The sequence below is a fragment of the Pseudomonas sp. B35(2017) genome (assembly GCF_002113645.1).
GTDB lineage: Bacteria > Pseudomonadota > Gammaproteobacteria > Pseudomonadales > Pseudomonadaceae > Aquipseudomonas > Aquipseudomonas ekonensis.
This window is the reverse complement of sequence record NZ_NEIZ01000002.1, coordinates 393440-407681: the sequence shown is the minus strand read 5'-3', so window position 1 is coordinate 407681 and position 14242 is coordinate 393440. Positions and strand designations below refer to the sequence as shown.

The 14242-nt window shown below is 63.7% G+C and carries 12 protein-coding genes, 3 tRNA genes and 1 riboswitch; of the genes, 2 read left to right on the top strand and 13 right to left on the bottom strand.

All coding sequences use genetic code 11. The annotated features are described in order from the left end of the window. The first annotated feature begins 116 nt into the window (after nt 1–116). Complete coding sequence (locus CAG41_RS05415; RefSeq protein WP_085578224.1) at nt 117–635, top strand: DUF4124 domain-containing protein; 519 nt, start codon at nt 117–119, stop codon at nt 633–635. Nucleotides 636–654: 19 nt separating this feature from the next. On the opposite strand, the gene CAG41_RS05410 is transcribed toward CAG41_RS05415, so the two are convergent. From CAG41_RS05410 to ltaE, 7 genes are all read right to left on the bottom strand, one after another. Further along, nucleotides 655–731, bottom strand: a tRNA-Arg gene (locus CAG41_RS05410). 72 nt (nt 732–803) lie between these two features. Next, a tRNA-Arg gene (locus tag CAG41_RS05405) sits at nt 804–880 on the bottom strand. A 107-nt stretch (nt 881–987) separates the two neighbouring features. Then, nucleotides 988–1078 (bottom strand) — tRNA-Ser (locus CAG41_RS05400). Between the two features lie 62 nt (nt 1079–1140). Continuing rightward, complete coding sequence (gene csrA / locus CAG41_RS05395) at nt 1141–1329, bottom strand: carbon storage regulator CsrA (protein ID WP_010226667.1); 189 nt, start codon at nt 1327–1329, stop codon at nt 1141–1143. Nucleotides 1330–1515: 186 nt separating this feature from the next. Continuing rightward, complete coding sequence (locus CAG41_RS05390; protein WP_085578225.1) at nt 1516–2757, bottom strand: aspartate kinase; 1242 nt, start codon at nt 2755–2757, stop codon at nt 1516–1518. 90 nt (nt 2758–2847) lie between these two features. Continuing rightward, nucleotides 2848–5472 (bottom strand): alanine--tRNA ligase, encoded by a 2625-nt coding sequence (alaS, locus tag CAG41_RS05385; RefSeq protein ID WP_085706767.1) that lies wholly within the window; start codon nt 5470–5472, stop codon nt 2848–2850. Nucleotides 5473–5618: 146 nt separating this feature from the next. Next, nucleotides 5619–6623: a low-specificity L-threonine aldolase gene (gene ltaE, locus CAG41_RS05380; protein ID WP_085578227.1), complete on the bottom strand. Its 1005-nt coding sequence runs from the start codon at nt 6621–6623 to the stop codon at nt 5619–5621. Between the two features lie 196 nt (nt 6624–6819). Then, nucleotides 6820–6991: riboswitch (FMN riboswitch) on the top strand. Between the two features lie 96 nt (nt 6992–7087). Here ltaE and CAG41_RS05375 point away from each other — a divergent pair. Then, nucleotides 7088–7597, top strand: coding sequence for a 6,7-dimethyl-8-ribityllumazine synthase (locus CAG41_RS05375; RefSeq protein ID WP_085578228.1), 510 nt, complete (start codon nt 7088–7090; stop codon nt 7595–7597). 158 nt (nt 7598–7755) lie between these two features. On the opposite strand, the gene astE is transcribed toward CAG41_RS05375, so the two are convergent. The 6 genes from astE to aruF form a co-directional block, all read right to left on the bottom strand. After that, the gene (gene astE, locus CAG41_RS05370; protein ID WP_085578229.1) at nt 7756–8766 is read right to left on the bottom strand and encodes a succinylglutamate desuccinylase; all 1011 of its coding nucleotides are present in this window, start codon (nt 8764–8766) and stop codon (nt 7756–7758) included. A 12-nt stretch (nt 8767–8778) separates the two neighbouring features. Further along, nucleotides 8779–9066, bottom strand: a complete 288-nt coding sequence (locus tag CAG41_RS05365; protein WP_085578230.1) for a topoisomerase II — start codon at nt 9064–9066, stop codon at nt 8779–8781. Nucleotides 9067–9123: 57 nt separating this feature from the next. Then, the gene (astB, locus tag CAG41_RS05360) at nt 9124–10470 is read right to left on the bottom strand and encodes an N-succinylarginine dihydrolase (RefSeq protein ID WP_085578231.1); all 1347 of its coding nucleotides are present in this window, start codon (nt 10468–10470) and stop codon (nt 9124–9126) included. 165 nt (nt 10471–10635) lie between these two features. Next, on the bottom strand, nt 10636–12102 hold the full coding sequence (gene astD / locus CAG41_RS05355; RefSeq protein ID WP_085578232.1) for a succinylglutamate-semialdehyde dehydrogenase: 1467 nt from the start codon (nt 12100–12102) through the stop codon (nt 10636–10638). After that, nucleotides 12099–13127, bottom strand: a complete 1029-nt coding sequence (astA, locus tag CAG41_RS05350) for an arginine N-succinyltransferase (RefSeq protein ID WP_085578233.1) — start codon at nt 13125–13127, stop codon at nt 12099–12101. Before astA ends, astD begins: the two co-directional genes overlap by 4 nt. 51 nt (nt 13128–13178) lie before the next feature. Beyond that, complete coding sequence (gene aruF, locus CAG41_RS05345; RefSeq protein ID WP_085578234.1) at nt 13179–14198, bottom strand: arginine/ornithine succinyltransferase subunit alpha; 1020 nt, start codon at nt 14196–14198, stop codon at nt 13179–13181. Nucleotides 14199–14242: the final 44 nt, after the last annotated feature.

The window sequence follows — 14242 nt, the reverse complement described above, 5'->3', positions numbered from 1 at the left end:
AGCTCAGCGTCGCCCTGATCCATGGAACTGCGACGACTCATCCTGAAAAGAAAACACACCGGCAACGGAAAAAGCAGCGGCTACCCTTGGACATTGCCCGTCACGGAGGACGCCCGATGCCCTTGAAACCAACCCCGATCGTTTTGACCACCCTGCTCTGCCTGCCGCCCGCCGCCGGGGCGACCACCGTCCATCGCTGCGAGGCCGAAGACGGGCGCATCACCTTCACCACCTTGAGCTGCACAAATGGCGAACGCCTTTCACGACACGAAGTAAGCCCCTACGCACCGGGGTCGGTCGTACCCCTGCTGCCGGAAGCCCGTCATGAAGAAACCGCCGGTCACCCAGGCAAAAGGCGCGAGCCGGCCATCATCGGCCGCGCACAAGACCCCTGCGGCAACCTGATCGACGCCAGGCAGAGGCGTGAAGCGATCATCAACCGTAGAGTCATCACCGGCATGAACCCGCTGGATGTCGAGAGCGCCCTGGGCAAACCGGACAAGATCACCCAGCGCAATTCATCCATGACCTATCGCTACGACCTCAAACGGGGCCGCAGTGCGCAGGTGGATTTTGACGAGAAAGGATGCGTGACGGGAAAAGCCAAATCCCGGACAGCAAAAAGCCCGCGTTAAACGCGGGCTTTTTGGTGTATGGTGCACTCGACAGGATTCGAACCTGTGACCGCTCGGTTCGTAGCCGAGTACTCTATCCAGCTGAGCTACGAGTGCATTTTGTGTTTTTAGACCAGACCACAACTGGTTGAAGCCGAGTTGCCTATATCGCTATAAACAACTCTTAAATGGTGCACTCGACAGGATTCGAACCTGTGACCGCCCGGTTCGTAGCCGGGTACTCTATCCAGCTGAGCTACGAGTGCATTTGTTGCCGCGCATTATAGACCGTTGAATCTTTTTGTAAAGCACTTTTTCTAGTAATTTCAACAACTTACCGAAAAAGCCAGATTACAACGAACTACGAAAATAATGGCGGAGAACGGGGGATTCGAACCCCCGACACCCTTGTGAGGTGTACTCCCTTAGCAGGGGAGCGCCTTCGGCCACTCGGCCAGCTCTCCGCAACACGGGGCGTATATTAACCAGCTTCTTCCCCGTTTGCAAACATAAAAATCGATAAAAATTAATGGGTTGGTTCTTCGTCCTTCTCTTTCTTGATACGCAGGTAAATTTCCTCACGGTGCACGGCCACCTCTTTGGGGGCGTTGACGCCGATGCGCACTTGATTTCCTTTGACGCCGAGCACGGTCACGGTGATTTCGCCATCACCGATAATCAGGCTTTCTGCGCACCGACGAGTCAGAATCAGCATACCTTTCTCCTCACGCATTTCAGTTCAGGGACAACAGTCTGCAAAAAAAAGGCACCCGACCTACAACCGGAGCGATCGTAGCCCTACATGCCTGAGTATTGACCAGCGCAAGCAAAAGAACAGTTTCCCGTCTGCGCCATTCAAAAAATAAAGGGCGCGGTCAGACCGCGCCCTTCAGGTGACGCGTCACTCGCCCTGGCGGGCTGGAGCGTCCAGTTCGAAAGCCGTGTGCAGGGCGCGCACGGCCAGTTCCAGGTACTTCTCTTCGATCACCACGGACACCTTGATTTCCGAGGTCGAGATCATCTGGATGTTGATGCTTTCCTTGGCCAGGGATTCGAACATGCGGCTGGCAACGCCTGCGTGGGAACGCATGCCGACGCCGACGATCGAGACCTTGGCGATCTTGGTGTCGCCGACGACCTCACGGGCACCGATCTCGCGGGCGGTGTTTTCCAGCACAGTCTGCGCGGACTGGTAGTCGTTGCGGTGCACGGTGAAGGTGAAGTCGGTGGTGTTATCGTGCGCGACGTTCTGCACGATCATGTCGACTTCGATGTTCGCGGCACTGATCGGGCCGAGAATCTTGAACGCCACGCCCGGGGTGTCTGGCACGCCACGGATGGTCAGCTTGGCTTCATCGCGGTTGAAGGCGATGCCGGAAATGATCGGCTGTTCCATGGTTTCCTCTTCATCAATGGTAATGAGGGTGCCCGGACCCTCCTTGAAGCTGTGCAGTACGCGCAGCGGGACGTTGTACTTGCCGGCGAACTCCACCGCACGGATCTGCAGCACCTTGGAGCCGAGGCTGGCCATTTCCAGCATCTCCTCGAAGGTGATCTTGTCCAGGCGCTGAGCCACGGACACCACACGCGGGTCAGTGGTGTAGACACCGTCGACGTCAGTGTAGATCTGGCATTCGTCAGCCTTGAGCGCGGCGGCCAGCGCCACGCCGGTGGTGTCGGAACCGCCACGGCCCAGGGTGGTGATGTTGCCGTGTTCGTCGACGCCCTGGAAACCGGCGACGACGACGACGCGGCCGGCCTTCAGGTCGCCGCGGATCTTCTGGTCGTCGATCTGCAGGATGCGCGCCTTGTTGTGCGCGCTGTCCGTCAGGATCCGCACCTGGTTGCCGGTGTACGACACCGCCGGCACACCGCGCTTGATCAGCGCCATGGCCAACAGGGCGATCGTGACCTGCTCACCGGTGGAGACGATCACGTCCAGTTCACGGGGAACCGGCTGGTCGTCGCCACTGATTTGCTTGGCCAGATCGATCAGACGGTTGGTTTCGCCGCTCATTGCAGACAGCACAACCACCAGGTCATCGCCGGCATCGCGGAATTTCTTAACCTTGTCGGCGACCTGCTCGATTCTCTCGACGCTGCCGACCGAGGTGCCTCCAAATTTCTGTACGATCAAAGCCATTTCAAAGCCGCCTCTGCCCATGAAGGGCGCCCAATAATCACTCGAACGGCCATCGGGCCCGCCACTAGACTGCGGGCCCGGCGGCGCGTCTTATAAACCCTGCTCGACGAACGGAACGGTCAGCGCCAATGCGCTGTCCAGTGCGCCGGCGTCTGTACCGCCGCCCTGCGCCATGTCCGGGCGACCGCCGCCCTTCCCGCCCACTGCCGCAGCAGCCTGTTTCATCAAATCACCGGCTTTGAGTTGGCCAGTCAGGTCCTTGGTCACGCCAGCGACCAGTACGACCTTTTCCTCATGGACACTGCCGAGCAGGATCACTGCGCGGCCGAGTTTGTTCTTCAGCTGATCGACCAGCGCCAGCAGCGCCTTGCCGTCCTGACCGTCCAGACGCGCAGCCAGCACCTTCACGCCCTTGACGTCCGCAGCCTGGGCCGACAGATCGTCGCCGGCGGCGCTGGCGGCCTTGGCCTGCAGCTGCTCGAGCTGCTTCTCCAGCAGGCGGTTGCGCTCCAGCACAGCCGACAGCTTGTCGATCAGGTTGTCGCGGCTGCCCTTGACCAGGCTGGCCGCTTCCTTGAGTTGCTCTTCGGCCGCGTTCAGGTAGGCCAGCGCCGAAGCGCCGGTCACCGCTTCGATGCGGCGCACGCCGGAGGCCACACCGCCTTCGCTGATGATCTTCAGCAGGCCGATGTCGCCGGTGCGGTTGGCATGGATGCCGCCGCACAGCTCAACGGAGAAGTCGCCGCCCATGCTCAGCACGCGCACGCTGTCGCCGTACTTCTCGCCGAACAGCGCCATTGCGCCTTTCTTCTTGGCGGTGTCGATGTCGGTCTCTTCGGTCTCCACCGCCGAGTTCTTGCGGATCTCGGCGTTGACGATGTCTTCCAGCGCCTTGAGCTGTTCAGGCTTGATCGCCTCGAAGTGGCTGAAGTCGAAACGCAGGCGCTGACTGTCCACCAGCGAGCCCTTCTGCTGGACGTGGTCGCCCAGCACCTTGCGCAATGCCGCGTGCAGCAGGTGGGTGGCCGAGTGGTTCAGCGAGGTGGCGTGGCGCACGTCGGCTTCGACGTGGGTCTCCACCGGTGCGCCGACGATCAGGCTGCCCGAGGCCAGCACGCCGTGGTGCAGGAACGCGCCGCCGGTCTTGGTGGTGTCGCGCACGTCGAAACGGCTGTTGCCGGCCTGAATGTAGCCGCAGTCGCCGACCTGGCCGCCGGACTCCGCATAGAACGGGGTCTGGTTCAGCACGATCACGCCTTCCTGCCCTTCACTCAAGACGTCCACGGACTGGCCGTCTTTATAGAGCGCGACGACTTTCGCCGAACCGCTGGTGGCGTGGTAACCGGTGAATTCGGTGTCGACGTCGACCTTGACCAGGCTGTTGTAGTCCAGGCCGAACGAGCTGGCGGAACGGGCGCGCTCACGCTGGGCTTCCATTTCGCGCTCGAAGCCGGCTTCGTCGATGGTCAGGCTGCGCTCGCGGGCGATGTCCGCGGTCAGGTCCATCGGGAACCCGTAGGTGTCGTAGAGCTTGAACACCACGTCGCCCGGCACGACTTCGCCCTTGAGCTCGGACAGGTCCTGCTCGAGGATCTTCAGGCCCTGCTCCAGGGTCTTGGCGAACTGCTCTTCCTCGGCCTTGAGCACGCGCTCGATGTGCGCCTGCTGGGACTTGAGTTCAGGGAAGGCTTCGCCCATCTCGGCCACCAGCGCGGCGACGATCTGGTAGAAGAAGCTGCCCTTGGCGCCCAGCTTGTTGCCGTGGCGGCAGGCGCGACGGATGATCCGGCGCAGCACGTAGCCGCGGCCTTCGTTGGAAGGCAGCACGCCGTCGGCGACCAGGAAGCCGCAGGAACGGATGTGGTCGGCCACCACTTTCAGCGAAGCCTGGCCGTCGTTGGTGCAGCCGATGGCCTTGGCCGAAGCGGTCAGCAGGCTCTGGAACAGGTCGATCTCGTAGTTCGAGTGCACGTGCTGCAGCACGGCGCTGATCCGCTCAAGGCCCATGCCGGTGTCCACCGACGGTGCCGGCAGCGGATGCAGCACGCCGTCGGCGGTGCGGTTGAACTGCATGAACACGTTGTTCCAGATCTCGATGTAGCGGTCACCGTCCTCTTCCGGCGAGCCCGGCGGCCCCCCCCAGATGTCGGCGCCGTGGTCGTAGAAGATCTCGGTGCACGGACCGCACGGGCCGGTGTCGCCCATGGTCCAGAAGTTGTCGGAGGCGTACGGCGCGCCCTTGTTGTCGCCGATGCGCACCATGCGCTCGGCCGGCACGCCGACTTCCTTGGTCCAGATGTCGTAGGCTTCGTCGTCGGTGGCGTAGACGGTCACCCACAGCTTTTCCTTCGGCAGGTTCAGCCACTTGTCGGACGTCAGGAACGTCCAGGCGAAGGTGATGGCGTCGCGCTTGAAGTAGTCGCCGAAGCTGAAGTTGCCCAGCATTTCGAAGAAGGTGTGGTGACGGGCGGTGTAACCGACGTTTTCCAGGTCGTTGTGCTTGCCGCCGGCGCGCACGCATTTCTGGCTGCTGACGGCGCGGGTGTACGCGCGCTTTTCCTGGCCCAGGAAGCAGTCCTTGAACTGGTTCATGCCTGCGTTGGTGAACAGCAGGGTTGGGTCATTGCCCGGAATCAAAGAGCTGGAGGCTACACGGGTGTGGCCTTGCTCTTCGAAGAAGCGAAGGAAGGCTTCACGGATTTCTGCGCTTTTCATTAGGTTCTTCCACGGAGGCTGCGGCCAAAGGCCTGTGCAAAACGTCGACAGACGAAGCAACGGCAAAGGGCCGCATTATATCGGCCCTGCGCGCGGGGTACAGCGTGTTTATACGATAGAAGCAGTCAATTGGGCCGCCAACGCTGTCACTTGCGCGAAAACGCGACGAATGCCTCGACCACCTGCCCGATTTGCGAGCGATTGACGTCCATGTGCGTGACCATCCGCAGCCGGGCGGCGGCGCTCAGCCGGATCCCGCGCTCCGCCGCAAACGCCTTCAGGGCGTGGGCACGGTCGCCCATCTGCACGTAGACCATGTTGGTCTGCACCGGCTCGACGCTGAACCCTGCATTGCGCAGCCCTTCGGCCAGCAACTCGGCGTTGGCGTGGTCGTCCGCCAGGCGCTCGACGTTATGCTCCAGCGCGTACAGCCCCGCCGCCGCCAGCAGACCGGCCTGGCGCATGCCGCCGCCGACCATCTTGCGCAACCGGCGGGCCTTGCCGATCAGCTCGGCCGAGCCGCACAGCACCGAGCCGACCGGAGCGCCGAGGCCCTTGGACAGGCACACCGAGACCGAATCGAAATGCCGGGTGATCTGCCGGGCATCGACGCCCAGCTTGACCGCCGCGTTGTACAGGCGCGCGCCGTCCAGGTGCAGGGCCAGGCCGTGCTCCTGGGTGAAGCTTCGGGCCCGGGCCAGGTATTCCAGCGGCAGCACCTTGCCTTGCATGGTGTTTTCCAGGGCCAGCAGACGCGTGCGGGCGAAATGGAAGTCATCGGGCTTGATCGCGGCGGCCACCTGGTCCAGATCCAGCGAACCGTCGGCCTGCACCTCCAGCGGCTGCGGCTGGATCGAGCCGAGCACCGCCGCACCGCCGCCTTCGTACTTGTAGGTGTGCGCCTGCTGGCCGACGATGTATTCGTCGCCGCGCCCGCAATGGGCCATCAAGCCCAGCAGGTTGCTCATGGTGCCGGTCGGCACGAACAGCGCGGCGGCAAACCCCAGCCGTTCTGCCAATTCGGCTTCCAGACGGTTGACCGTCGGATCCTCGCCATACACATCGTCACCGGTGGCCGCGCGGGCCATCGCTTCAAGCATTGCGGGAGACGGTTGGGTGACGGTGTCGCTGCGAAGATCGATAACGCTCATGAACCTGGCCTCAAGTCAGCAGGGGAAATCCCTTTTCGTTTTGGAATTACTGCGGGCATGGCGCGGATTAATCAACCCTTGGGCAAGGAAAAGTCGCCGCGTGAAGCGAAAAATTCGATGGCAATCATCACAAAGGCGCAATGCATCGCCAAAGGAACTGTGTTAAAAACGCTGCGCCGCCGGACAAAGGGCGGCACAACGTTCTCAGGGCGGGGTGCAATTCCCCACCGGCGGTAATTGCGCGCAACGCGCATAGCCCGCGAGCGCTTGGCGGCAGGCACGGTTCAGGTCGTGTCCGACGGCAAGGTCAGCAGACCCGGTGTGATTCCGGGGCCGACGGTCACAGTCCGGATGAAGAGAGAACGGGATTGACGCCAAAGGGCCGTCTGCGTGCTTGCGCGCGCGTACCCTTGATCCCTTTCGATTCATATCGCCCTGTTTTTCACACAAACAGGAGTCAGAACATGCAACCCACCGCAATCGACAGCAAAGCCAAACACACCCAGGGCGAGCGCGTCGCGTTCATCCAGGCCTGCTGGCACAAGGAAATCGTCGACCAGAGCCGTAAAGGTTTCGTCGCCGAAATGATCGCCCAGGGCTACCAGGAATCGGACATCGATTTCTTCGAGGTCGGCGGCGCGTTCGAAATGCCTCTGCACGCCAAGCTGCTGGCCAAGACCGGTCGTTATGCCGGTATCGTCGCGGCCGCCCTGGTGGTGGACGGCGGGATCTACCGTCACGAGTTCGTCGCCCAGTCGGTCGTCAGCGGCCTGATGCAGGTGCAGCTGGAAACCGAAGTGCCGGTGTTCTCGGTGTCCCTGACCCCGCACCACTTCCATGCCGGCGAAGAGCACCAGAAGTTCTTCTTCGAGCATTTCGTGCACAAGGGTCAGGAAGCGGCGAGAACCTGCGCCGACACGCTGCTGAAGATCCGTGCGCTGCGCCGCAGCGAGCCGCGTGCCGTAGCGGTCTAAGCGCCGAAACCTGTGGGAGCCCGCCTGCTCGCGAGGGCGGCGGGTCAGTCACCATCGATGTCGGATGGGCCGGCCGATTCGCTGGCAAGCCCGCTCCCACAGGATCTGCGGTGCTTCCGGATTCAGTGAAGGAAGCCTGCAGGGTCCGTGCGGCGTGATCAGGCCAGCTGATCGTCCGTGGTCGGCACGATCAGGATGCCGGCGCGCAGGCCGTTCTTGACCTTGGGGTTGGGGAAGATGATCCGCGCGCCCTGCTCTTCGATGATCCAGCGGGTATTGGCCAGGTCTTCGGCCAGCACATACCCCATGTCCAATTCCGAAAAGTTCTCGATGTCCGCCGGCAGGTTCAGGCGGAAGGCGTCGCTGTGCTTGATGATTTCCCGGGCCACGCTGAACAGCTGCAGGCCGTCCAGGCCTTCTTGCGCCTGTTCGGGCTCGTTGCCTTCGATGATCTGCTTCAGGCGGTTTTCCAGCAGCGACACGTTGACCCCGGCGTTCTGCCCGAACGGCCGGGCCTTGCCCAGCTCGAGGGTGAAGGACTCGGCGCCGAGCTTGTCGTAGGTGTACGAGCTGAACACGATCGACGGCTTGTTCTGCAGCAGCACCGCTTCCATGCCCGCCGCCCGCAGACGGGCCAGTTCGCGCCGGGAATGCTGGCGCCCTTCCTTCCACGGGTACAGGGCAAACTGCTCGATCTTCGAACCGCGGATCGCGGTGTGCAGGTCGTAGTGCAGGCGCTGACGATCCGGCAGGTTGAAGAAACTCGCCGCCAGGCGCTCCAGCTCACAGGCACGCAAGGCTTCGCAGCCGCTGCTTTGTTCGTGACGGCCGTTGAACAGCCGGTTGACGTCCTGCTCGATGAAGCGCTCGCCCTTGCGGATCGCTTCCGGGTTGCCGAACAGGAACAGAATGCGTGCGCGCGGCTTCAGGTCGCCGCGGGCGATGTCATGCAACAGGCGGTCGAGCAATTCGATCGGCGCGGTCTCGTTGCCGTGGATCCCTGCCGACAGCAGCAGGTCCAGGCCATTGTCGCGCGCTTCGGGCGGCCGTACTTCCAGCGCGCCCTCGCTCAACCAGCGCATGCGCACGCCTTCGACAGTCAGTTGAGTCTTCTCCGCCGGTTCGCGGCCGGCGAGGGTCAGTTCAAGCAGTTTGCCGAGGGCGAGCATAGAGCGGTTTCCTTAGTGGTCGTGGTTGCAATCCGGGCCGTGCACATGTTCCTCGCCACCGAGGTCGGCCGGTTCCATTTCCAGTTGCAGACTTACCAGATTAGTCGCCAACGGGCGCAGCAGCAGGTTGGCGTACTCTTCGTCGTCTTCTTCGACGTCGACGCCGATCAGCAGTTGGCCGCGGCCGTCCTGCTGGATCCACAGCTCCTTGCCTTGCCACATGACCGCGACGCGGGTGCAGGAGGTTTGCAGTTGCGTGCCGTCGGTGTCTTCAAGGATCAGCTGCAGGGAATCACTCATGTTTACGCTCTCTTGGGAGATGAAGCCGTGCGCCGCGCGAAGGCGGCGCACCGGCCATCAATTGATCTGGAATGGATAAACCGCGCCCAGTTTAAGGATTTGCGTCAGTTCATCCAGTGCCGTCCGGCATTCAAGCAGCAATTGCGGATCCGCCAGATCGTTTTCGGTCAGGCGGTCGCGGTAGTGCTTTTCAACCCATGCGGTCAACGAACCGTACAACGGTGCCGTCATGATAACCCCTGGATTGACCGCCGCCAGTTCGGTTTCGTTGAGTGCGACACGCAGCCTCAGGCAAGCGGGGCCGCCGCCGTTCTGCATGCTTTGCTTCAGGTCGAAGACCTTGACCTCGCGAACCGGGCCGCCGGAGCCGGTCAGGCTTTGCAGGTAGTTCCAGACGCGCTCGTTGCCGCGGCACTCTTCCGGCACGATCAGCAGCATCGAGCCGTCAGGGCGCGACAGCAACTGGCTGTTGAACAGGTAGGAGCGCACCGCGTCATCCACGGTGACCGCCGAACGCGGCACGCAGATCGACTGGAACTTGCCGCCGACCTTGGCGAGCTTGGTTTGCAGCTCGGCCAGCATCTGTTCGGTCTCCAGGAACGCGTCCTCGTGATAGAACAGCACCTCGCCGTTGCCCACCGCGATCACGTCATTGTGGAACACGCCCTGATCGATCACCGCCGGGTTCTGCTGGGCGTAGACCACGCCGTCGTCACGCAGGCCGTGCAGGCGGGCGACCGCCTGGGACGCTTCGAGGGTCTGGCGCGCCGGGTACTTCTGCGGCGCCGGATAACGGGTGTCGAACGCGCTGCGGCCGAACACGAAGAACTCGACGCCGGCCTCGCCGTACTCACGGCAGAAACGGGTGTGGTTGGCCGCGCCTTCGTCGCCGAATTGCGCCACCGCCGGCAACGCGGCGTGATGGGCGAAGTGCTGCTGATCGGCGAACATCGCCCCCAGCACGCGGCTGGTGGTCGGGTGTTCGATGCTGCGGTGGTACTTGCAGTTGAGGTTGGCGGCGGTGAAATGCACGCGGCCGTCGGCGGTGTCGGCGCTCGGGCTGACCGTGGCGGCGTTGGCCACCCACATGCTCGACGCCGAGCAGCTGGCGACCAGCAGCGGCATCGCTTCCTTGGCGGCGCGCTCGATCACCTGGGCATCGGTGCCGCCGAAGCCCAGACGGCGCAAGGCAGCCACGTCCGGACGCTCCTGCGGCGCCAGCACGCCCTGGACAAAGCCCATGTCCATCAGCGCCTTCATTTTCGCCAGACCCTGCAGCGCGGCTTCCTTCGGATTGGAGGACTGCTGACTGTTGCTTTGGGAGGCGACGTTGCCGTAGGACAGGCCACCGTAGTTGTGGGTCGGCCCCACTAGACCGTCAAAATTGACTTCACAGGATTTCATCAGCGAGGCTCCACGAGAATCTGTTGTTATAGGCTTGCGTAACGGTTCTTTGAGACTGCGGCGCGGCTTTCGCGGGCAAGCCCGCTCCCACAGGTCGGCAGGTGTTTGCACCTATGTGCCCTGCATCGATCCCGTGGGAGCCAGCCGGCCTGCCGGCGATGGGCATCACGCCATCTTCACGCCCGGCGTCAGGGCCGCCGGCAGCACCAGGTCCGGGGTTTCGAGCGAGGCCACCGGGTAGGCGCAGTAGTCCGCCGCGTAGTAGGCGCTGGCGCGGTGGTTGCCCGACGCGCCGACGCCGCCGAACGGTGCGCTGCTGGCGGCGCCGGTCAGTTGCTTGTTCCAGTTGACGATGCCGGCACGGCTTTGCAGCCAGAACTGCTGGTAACGCGCCTCGGAATCCGACAGCAGGCCGGCAGCCAGACCGTAGGCGGTGTCGTTGGCTTCGGCGATGGCCGCGTCGAAATCGGCGTAGCGGATCACTTGCAGCAGCGGGCCGAACAGTTCTTCGTCCGGACGCCCGGCCACAGCGGTCACATCCAGGATGCCTGGCGTCAGCAAGGCCGACTGCGCCTGCGGTTGGGTCATTTCCAGCAGCGGCACCGCACCGTTGGCCAAAAGATGCGCCTGGGCATCCATCAGGGCCTTGGCCGCGCCCAGGGAAATCACCGAGCCCATGAACGGCGCCGGCTGGCGGTCGAACGCGCCGACCTCGATGGTCGACGTCACCGCCACCAGGCGCGCCAACAGGCTGTCGCCCCAGGCGCCTTGCGGCACCAGCAGACGGCGGGCGCAGGTGCAGCGCTGGCCGGCGGAAATGAACGCCGACTGAATGATCGTGTAGACCGCTGCGTCGAGATCGGCGACCTGATCCACCACCAACGGGTTGTTGCCGCCCATCTCCAGGGCGAGGATCTTGTCCGGGCGCCCGGCGAACTGCTGGTGCAGGTGATTGCCGGTGCGGCTGGAGCCGGTGAAGAACAGGCCGTCGATGCCTGGATTGGCCGCCAGGGCGATGCCGGTTTCGCGGGCGCCTTGCAGCAGGTTCAGCACACCGGCCGGCAGACCGGCCTCGATCCAGCACTTGACCGTGAGCTCGGCGACCTTCGGCGTCAGCTCGCTCGGCTTGAACAGCACGCTGTTGCCGGCCAGCAACGCCGGCACGATGTGCCCGTTCGGCAGGTGGCCAGGGAAGTTGTACGGACCGAACACCGCCACCACACCGTGGGGCTTGTGGCGCAGCACGGCGGTGGCGTCGCCCAGCGGGCCGCTCTTCTCGCCGGTGCGTTCACGGTAGCTCTGCACCGAGATCGCGATCTTGTTGACCATGCTGGTGACTTCGGTCGCCGCTTCCCAGAGCGGCTTACCGGTTTCCTCACCGATGGCGCGGGCCAGCTCGTCGCTGTGGCTCTTCAGAGTGGCGGCGAATGCTTCGAGCACGCCGATGCGCTCCTGCAGAGAACGCTTGGCCCAGGCCGGGAATGCCTGGCGCGCGGCGTGCACCGCCGAATCGACCTGGGCGGCGGTTGCGCCCTGGCCTGACCACAGCACTTGCTGGGTCACCGGGTTCAGCGACTCGAACGCATCCCCCTGGCCGGCCAGCCACTGACCTGCGATGTATAGCGAATTCATTGTTTCGACTCCCGGGCTGCGGACAACGGAACGGCGCGCACCTGATCGCCGGCATTGAGTTGAAGGCGTTTGGCGGTCAGCGGATCGACCACCAGGGTGCCGGCGGCCAGACGCGCCGGGGCTGCAGTGATCCGGCAGTCCTCGCGCTTGCGGTTATGGATGATGAACGGCGTGGCGTCGTCGCCCGGCGTGCCCACCGCCAGCACCAGCGCCTGGCTGTCGCGCACCGCGCGGATCTTGCCGGTTTCGCACTCGATGGCGGGGCCGGCGTCGAAGATGTCGACGTAGCCCTGATAGCTGAAGCCTTCGCCCTTGAGCATCGCCAGCGCAGGCTCGGTGTCCGGGTGCACCTGGCCGATCACGGCACGTGCGTCTTCGGACAGGAAGCAGGTGTACAGCGGGAACTTGGGCATCAGCTCGGCGATGAACGCCTTGTTGCCGACGCCGGTCAGGTAATCGGCCTGGCTGAATTCCATCTTGAAGAAATGCCGGCCCAGGCTCTCCCAGAACGGCGAACGGCCCGCCTCGTCGGAGACGCCGCGCATCTCGGCGATGATCTTGTTGCCGAACAGCTGCGGAAACTCGGCGATGAACAGCATCCGCGCCTTGGACAGCATGCGGCCGTTGAGGCCGGTGCGGTAGTCGGCGTGCAGGAACAGCGAGCACAGCTCGGAGTTGCCGGTCAGGTCGTTGGCCAGGAACAGGGTCGGGATCTCGCGGTAGATGTTCAGCTCCTGGGAGGCGCTGACGGTCAGGCCGACCCGGAAGTTGTACCACGGCTCACGCAGGCCGACGGCGCCGGCGATGGCGGAGATCCCCACCACGCGGCCGTTGTCGTCTTCGAGCACGAACAGGTAGTCCGCATCGCCGCGGCCGGCTTCGCCGCGAAAGGTCTTCTCGGCCCAGCCGACCCGGTGGGTCAGGCGCTCTTCGTTGGCCGGCAAGGTGGTCAGGCCGGTGCCGGTGCTGCGGGCCAGGTCGATCAGAGCGGGTAAATCGCTGCTGCGTACGGGACGAACGATCATGCTATCTCCTCAAACGGGCCGCCAACGCCACCCGTGAAACTCGCTAAGGCGTTAAACCGCCACCAGGCGCACGCTGGCGCCCTCGCCGACGCCCAGGGCTTCGGCCGCTTCCAGGTCCAGGGTCACCGGTTTGCCGGGCGCGTAGTCCAGCTCCAGCAGAACGGCGCGGTAATCCTGCAACTGCGCGTTGGCCACCAGGTACTGGCGCCCTGCGCCCTTGACCGGCTCGCCGATCTTCACCGGCACGACGCGGCTCTGGGCGATCGAGCGGATCCCCGAGACGCGGGCGTGCAGGGTCGGGCCGCCGTCGAAAATGTCGATGTAATGATCGGTCTCGAAGCCTTCGCGCATCAGGATGTCGAAGGTGATCTGCGCACGCGGGTGCACCTGGCCCATCGCCTCCTGGGCGGAGTCCGGCAGCAGCGGCACGTAGATCGGGTAGTGCGGCATCAGCTCGGCCAGGAAGGTGCGGCTCTTGAGGCCGCACAGGCGCTCGGCCTCGGCGTAGTTGAGGTCGAAGAAGTTGCGGCCGATGGCGTCCCAGAACGGCGAGTCGCCGTTCTCGTCGCTGTAGCCGACGATCTCGGTCACCACCGAGTCGGCGAAACGCTCAGGATGGCTGGCGACGAACAGCAGGCGGCCACGGGAGTTGAGCTCGGCCCACGGCGAGCCCACCAGGTCGCGCTGCACGTAGAAACTGGTCAGCAGGCTGTTGCCGGTCAGGTCGTGGCACTGCGAAAGCACGTGGATCTTGTTGTGGATCTTCAGCTCGCGGGAAGCGTGCACGAAGGTCTCGTTGCGAAAGCTGTAGAACGGTTCGGAGTAGCCGGCCGAGGCGACGATGGCCGAGCAGCCGACCAGCTTGCCGGCGACGGTGTCCTCAAGGACGAAGAAGTAGCTTTCCTCGCCGTTGAAGCTGACCTCGGCGGAGAACGACGCCTCGCTGGCGGCGATCTTGTCGCTCAGGCGCTCCACGTCGTCCGGCAACGAAGTGACACCGATCGGGCTGTCCGCAGCCAGACGCTGTACCTCGCCCAGGTCAGCCATTTGCGCAGGGCGCATCACCAGCATGGTGTCACTCCTTTCTCTCATGAAAATCACAGGTGAAAAATTCC

What these genes read in the sequence shown, in the direction of transcription:
- CAG41_RS05415 (WP_085578224.1), top strand. Translation starts at nt 117, where the DNA reads ATGCCCTTGAAACCAACCCCGATCGTTTTGACCACCCTGCTCTGCCTG.
- csrA (WP_010226667.1), bottom strand. Translation starts at nt 1,329, where the DNA reads ATGCTGATTCTGACTCGTCGGTGCGCAGAAAGCCTGATTATCGGTGAT.
- CAG41_RS05390 (WP_085578225.1), bottom strand. Translation starts at nt 2,757, where the DNA reads ATGGCTTTGATCGTACAGAAATTTGGAGGCACCTCGGTCGGCAGCGTC.
- alaS (WP_085706767.1), bottom strand. Translation starts at nt 5,472, where the DNA reads ATGAAAAGCGCAGAAATCCGTGAAGCCTTCCTTCGCTTCTTCGAAGAG.
- ltaE (WP_085578227.1), bottom strand. Translation starts at nt 6,623, where the DNA reads ATGAGCGTTATCGATCTTCGCAGCGACACCGTCACCCAACCGTCTCCC.
- CAG41_RS05375 (WP_085578228.1), top strand. Translation starts at nt 7,088, where the DNA reads ATGCAACCCACCGCAATCGACAGCAAAGCCAAACACACCCAGGGCGAG.
- astE (WP_085578229.1), bottom strand. Translation starts at nt 8,766, where the DNA reads ATGCTCGCCCTCGGCAAACTGCTTGAACTGACCCTCGCCGGCCGCGAA.
- CAG41_RS05365 (WP_085578230.1), bottom strand. Translation starts at nt 9,066, where the DNA reads ATGAGTGATTCCCTGCAGCTGATCCTTGAAGACACCGACGGCACGCAA.
- astB (WP_085578231.1), bottom strand. Translation starts at nt 10,470, where the DNA reads ATGAAATCCTGTGAAGTCAATTTTGACGGTCTAGTGGGGCCGACCCAC.
- astD (WP_085578232.1), bottom strand. Translation starts at nt 12,102, where the DNA reads ATGAATTCGCTATACATCGCAGGTCAGTGGCTGGCCGGCCAGGGGGAT.
- astA (WP_085578233.1), bottom strand. Translation starts at nt 13,127, where the DNA reads ATGATCGTTCGTCCCGTACGCAGCAGCGATTTACCCGCTCTGATCGAC.
- aruF (WP_085578234.1), bottom strand. Translation starts at nt 14,198, where the DNA reads ATGCTGGTGATGCGCCCTGCGCAAATGGCTGACCTGGGCGAGGTACAG.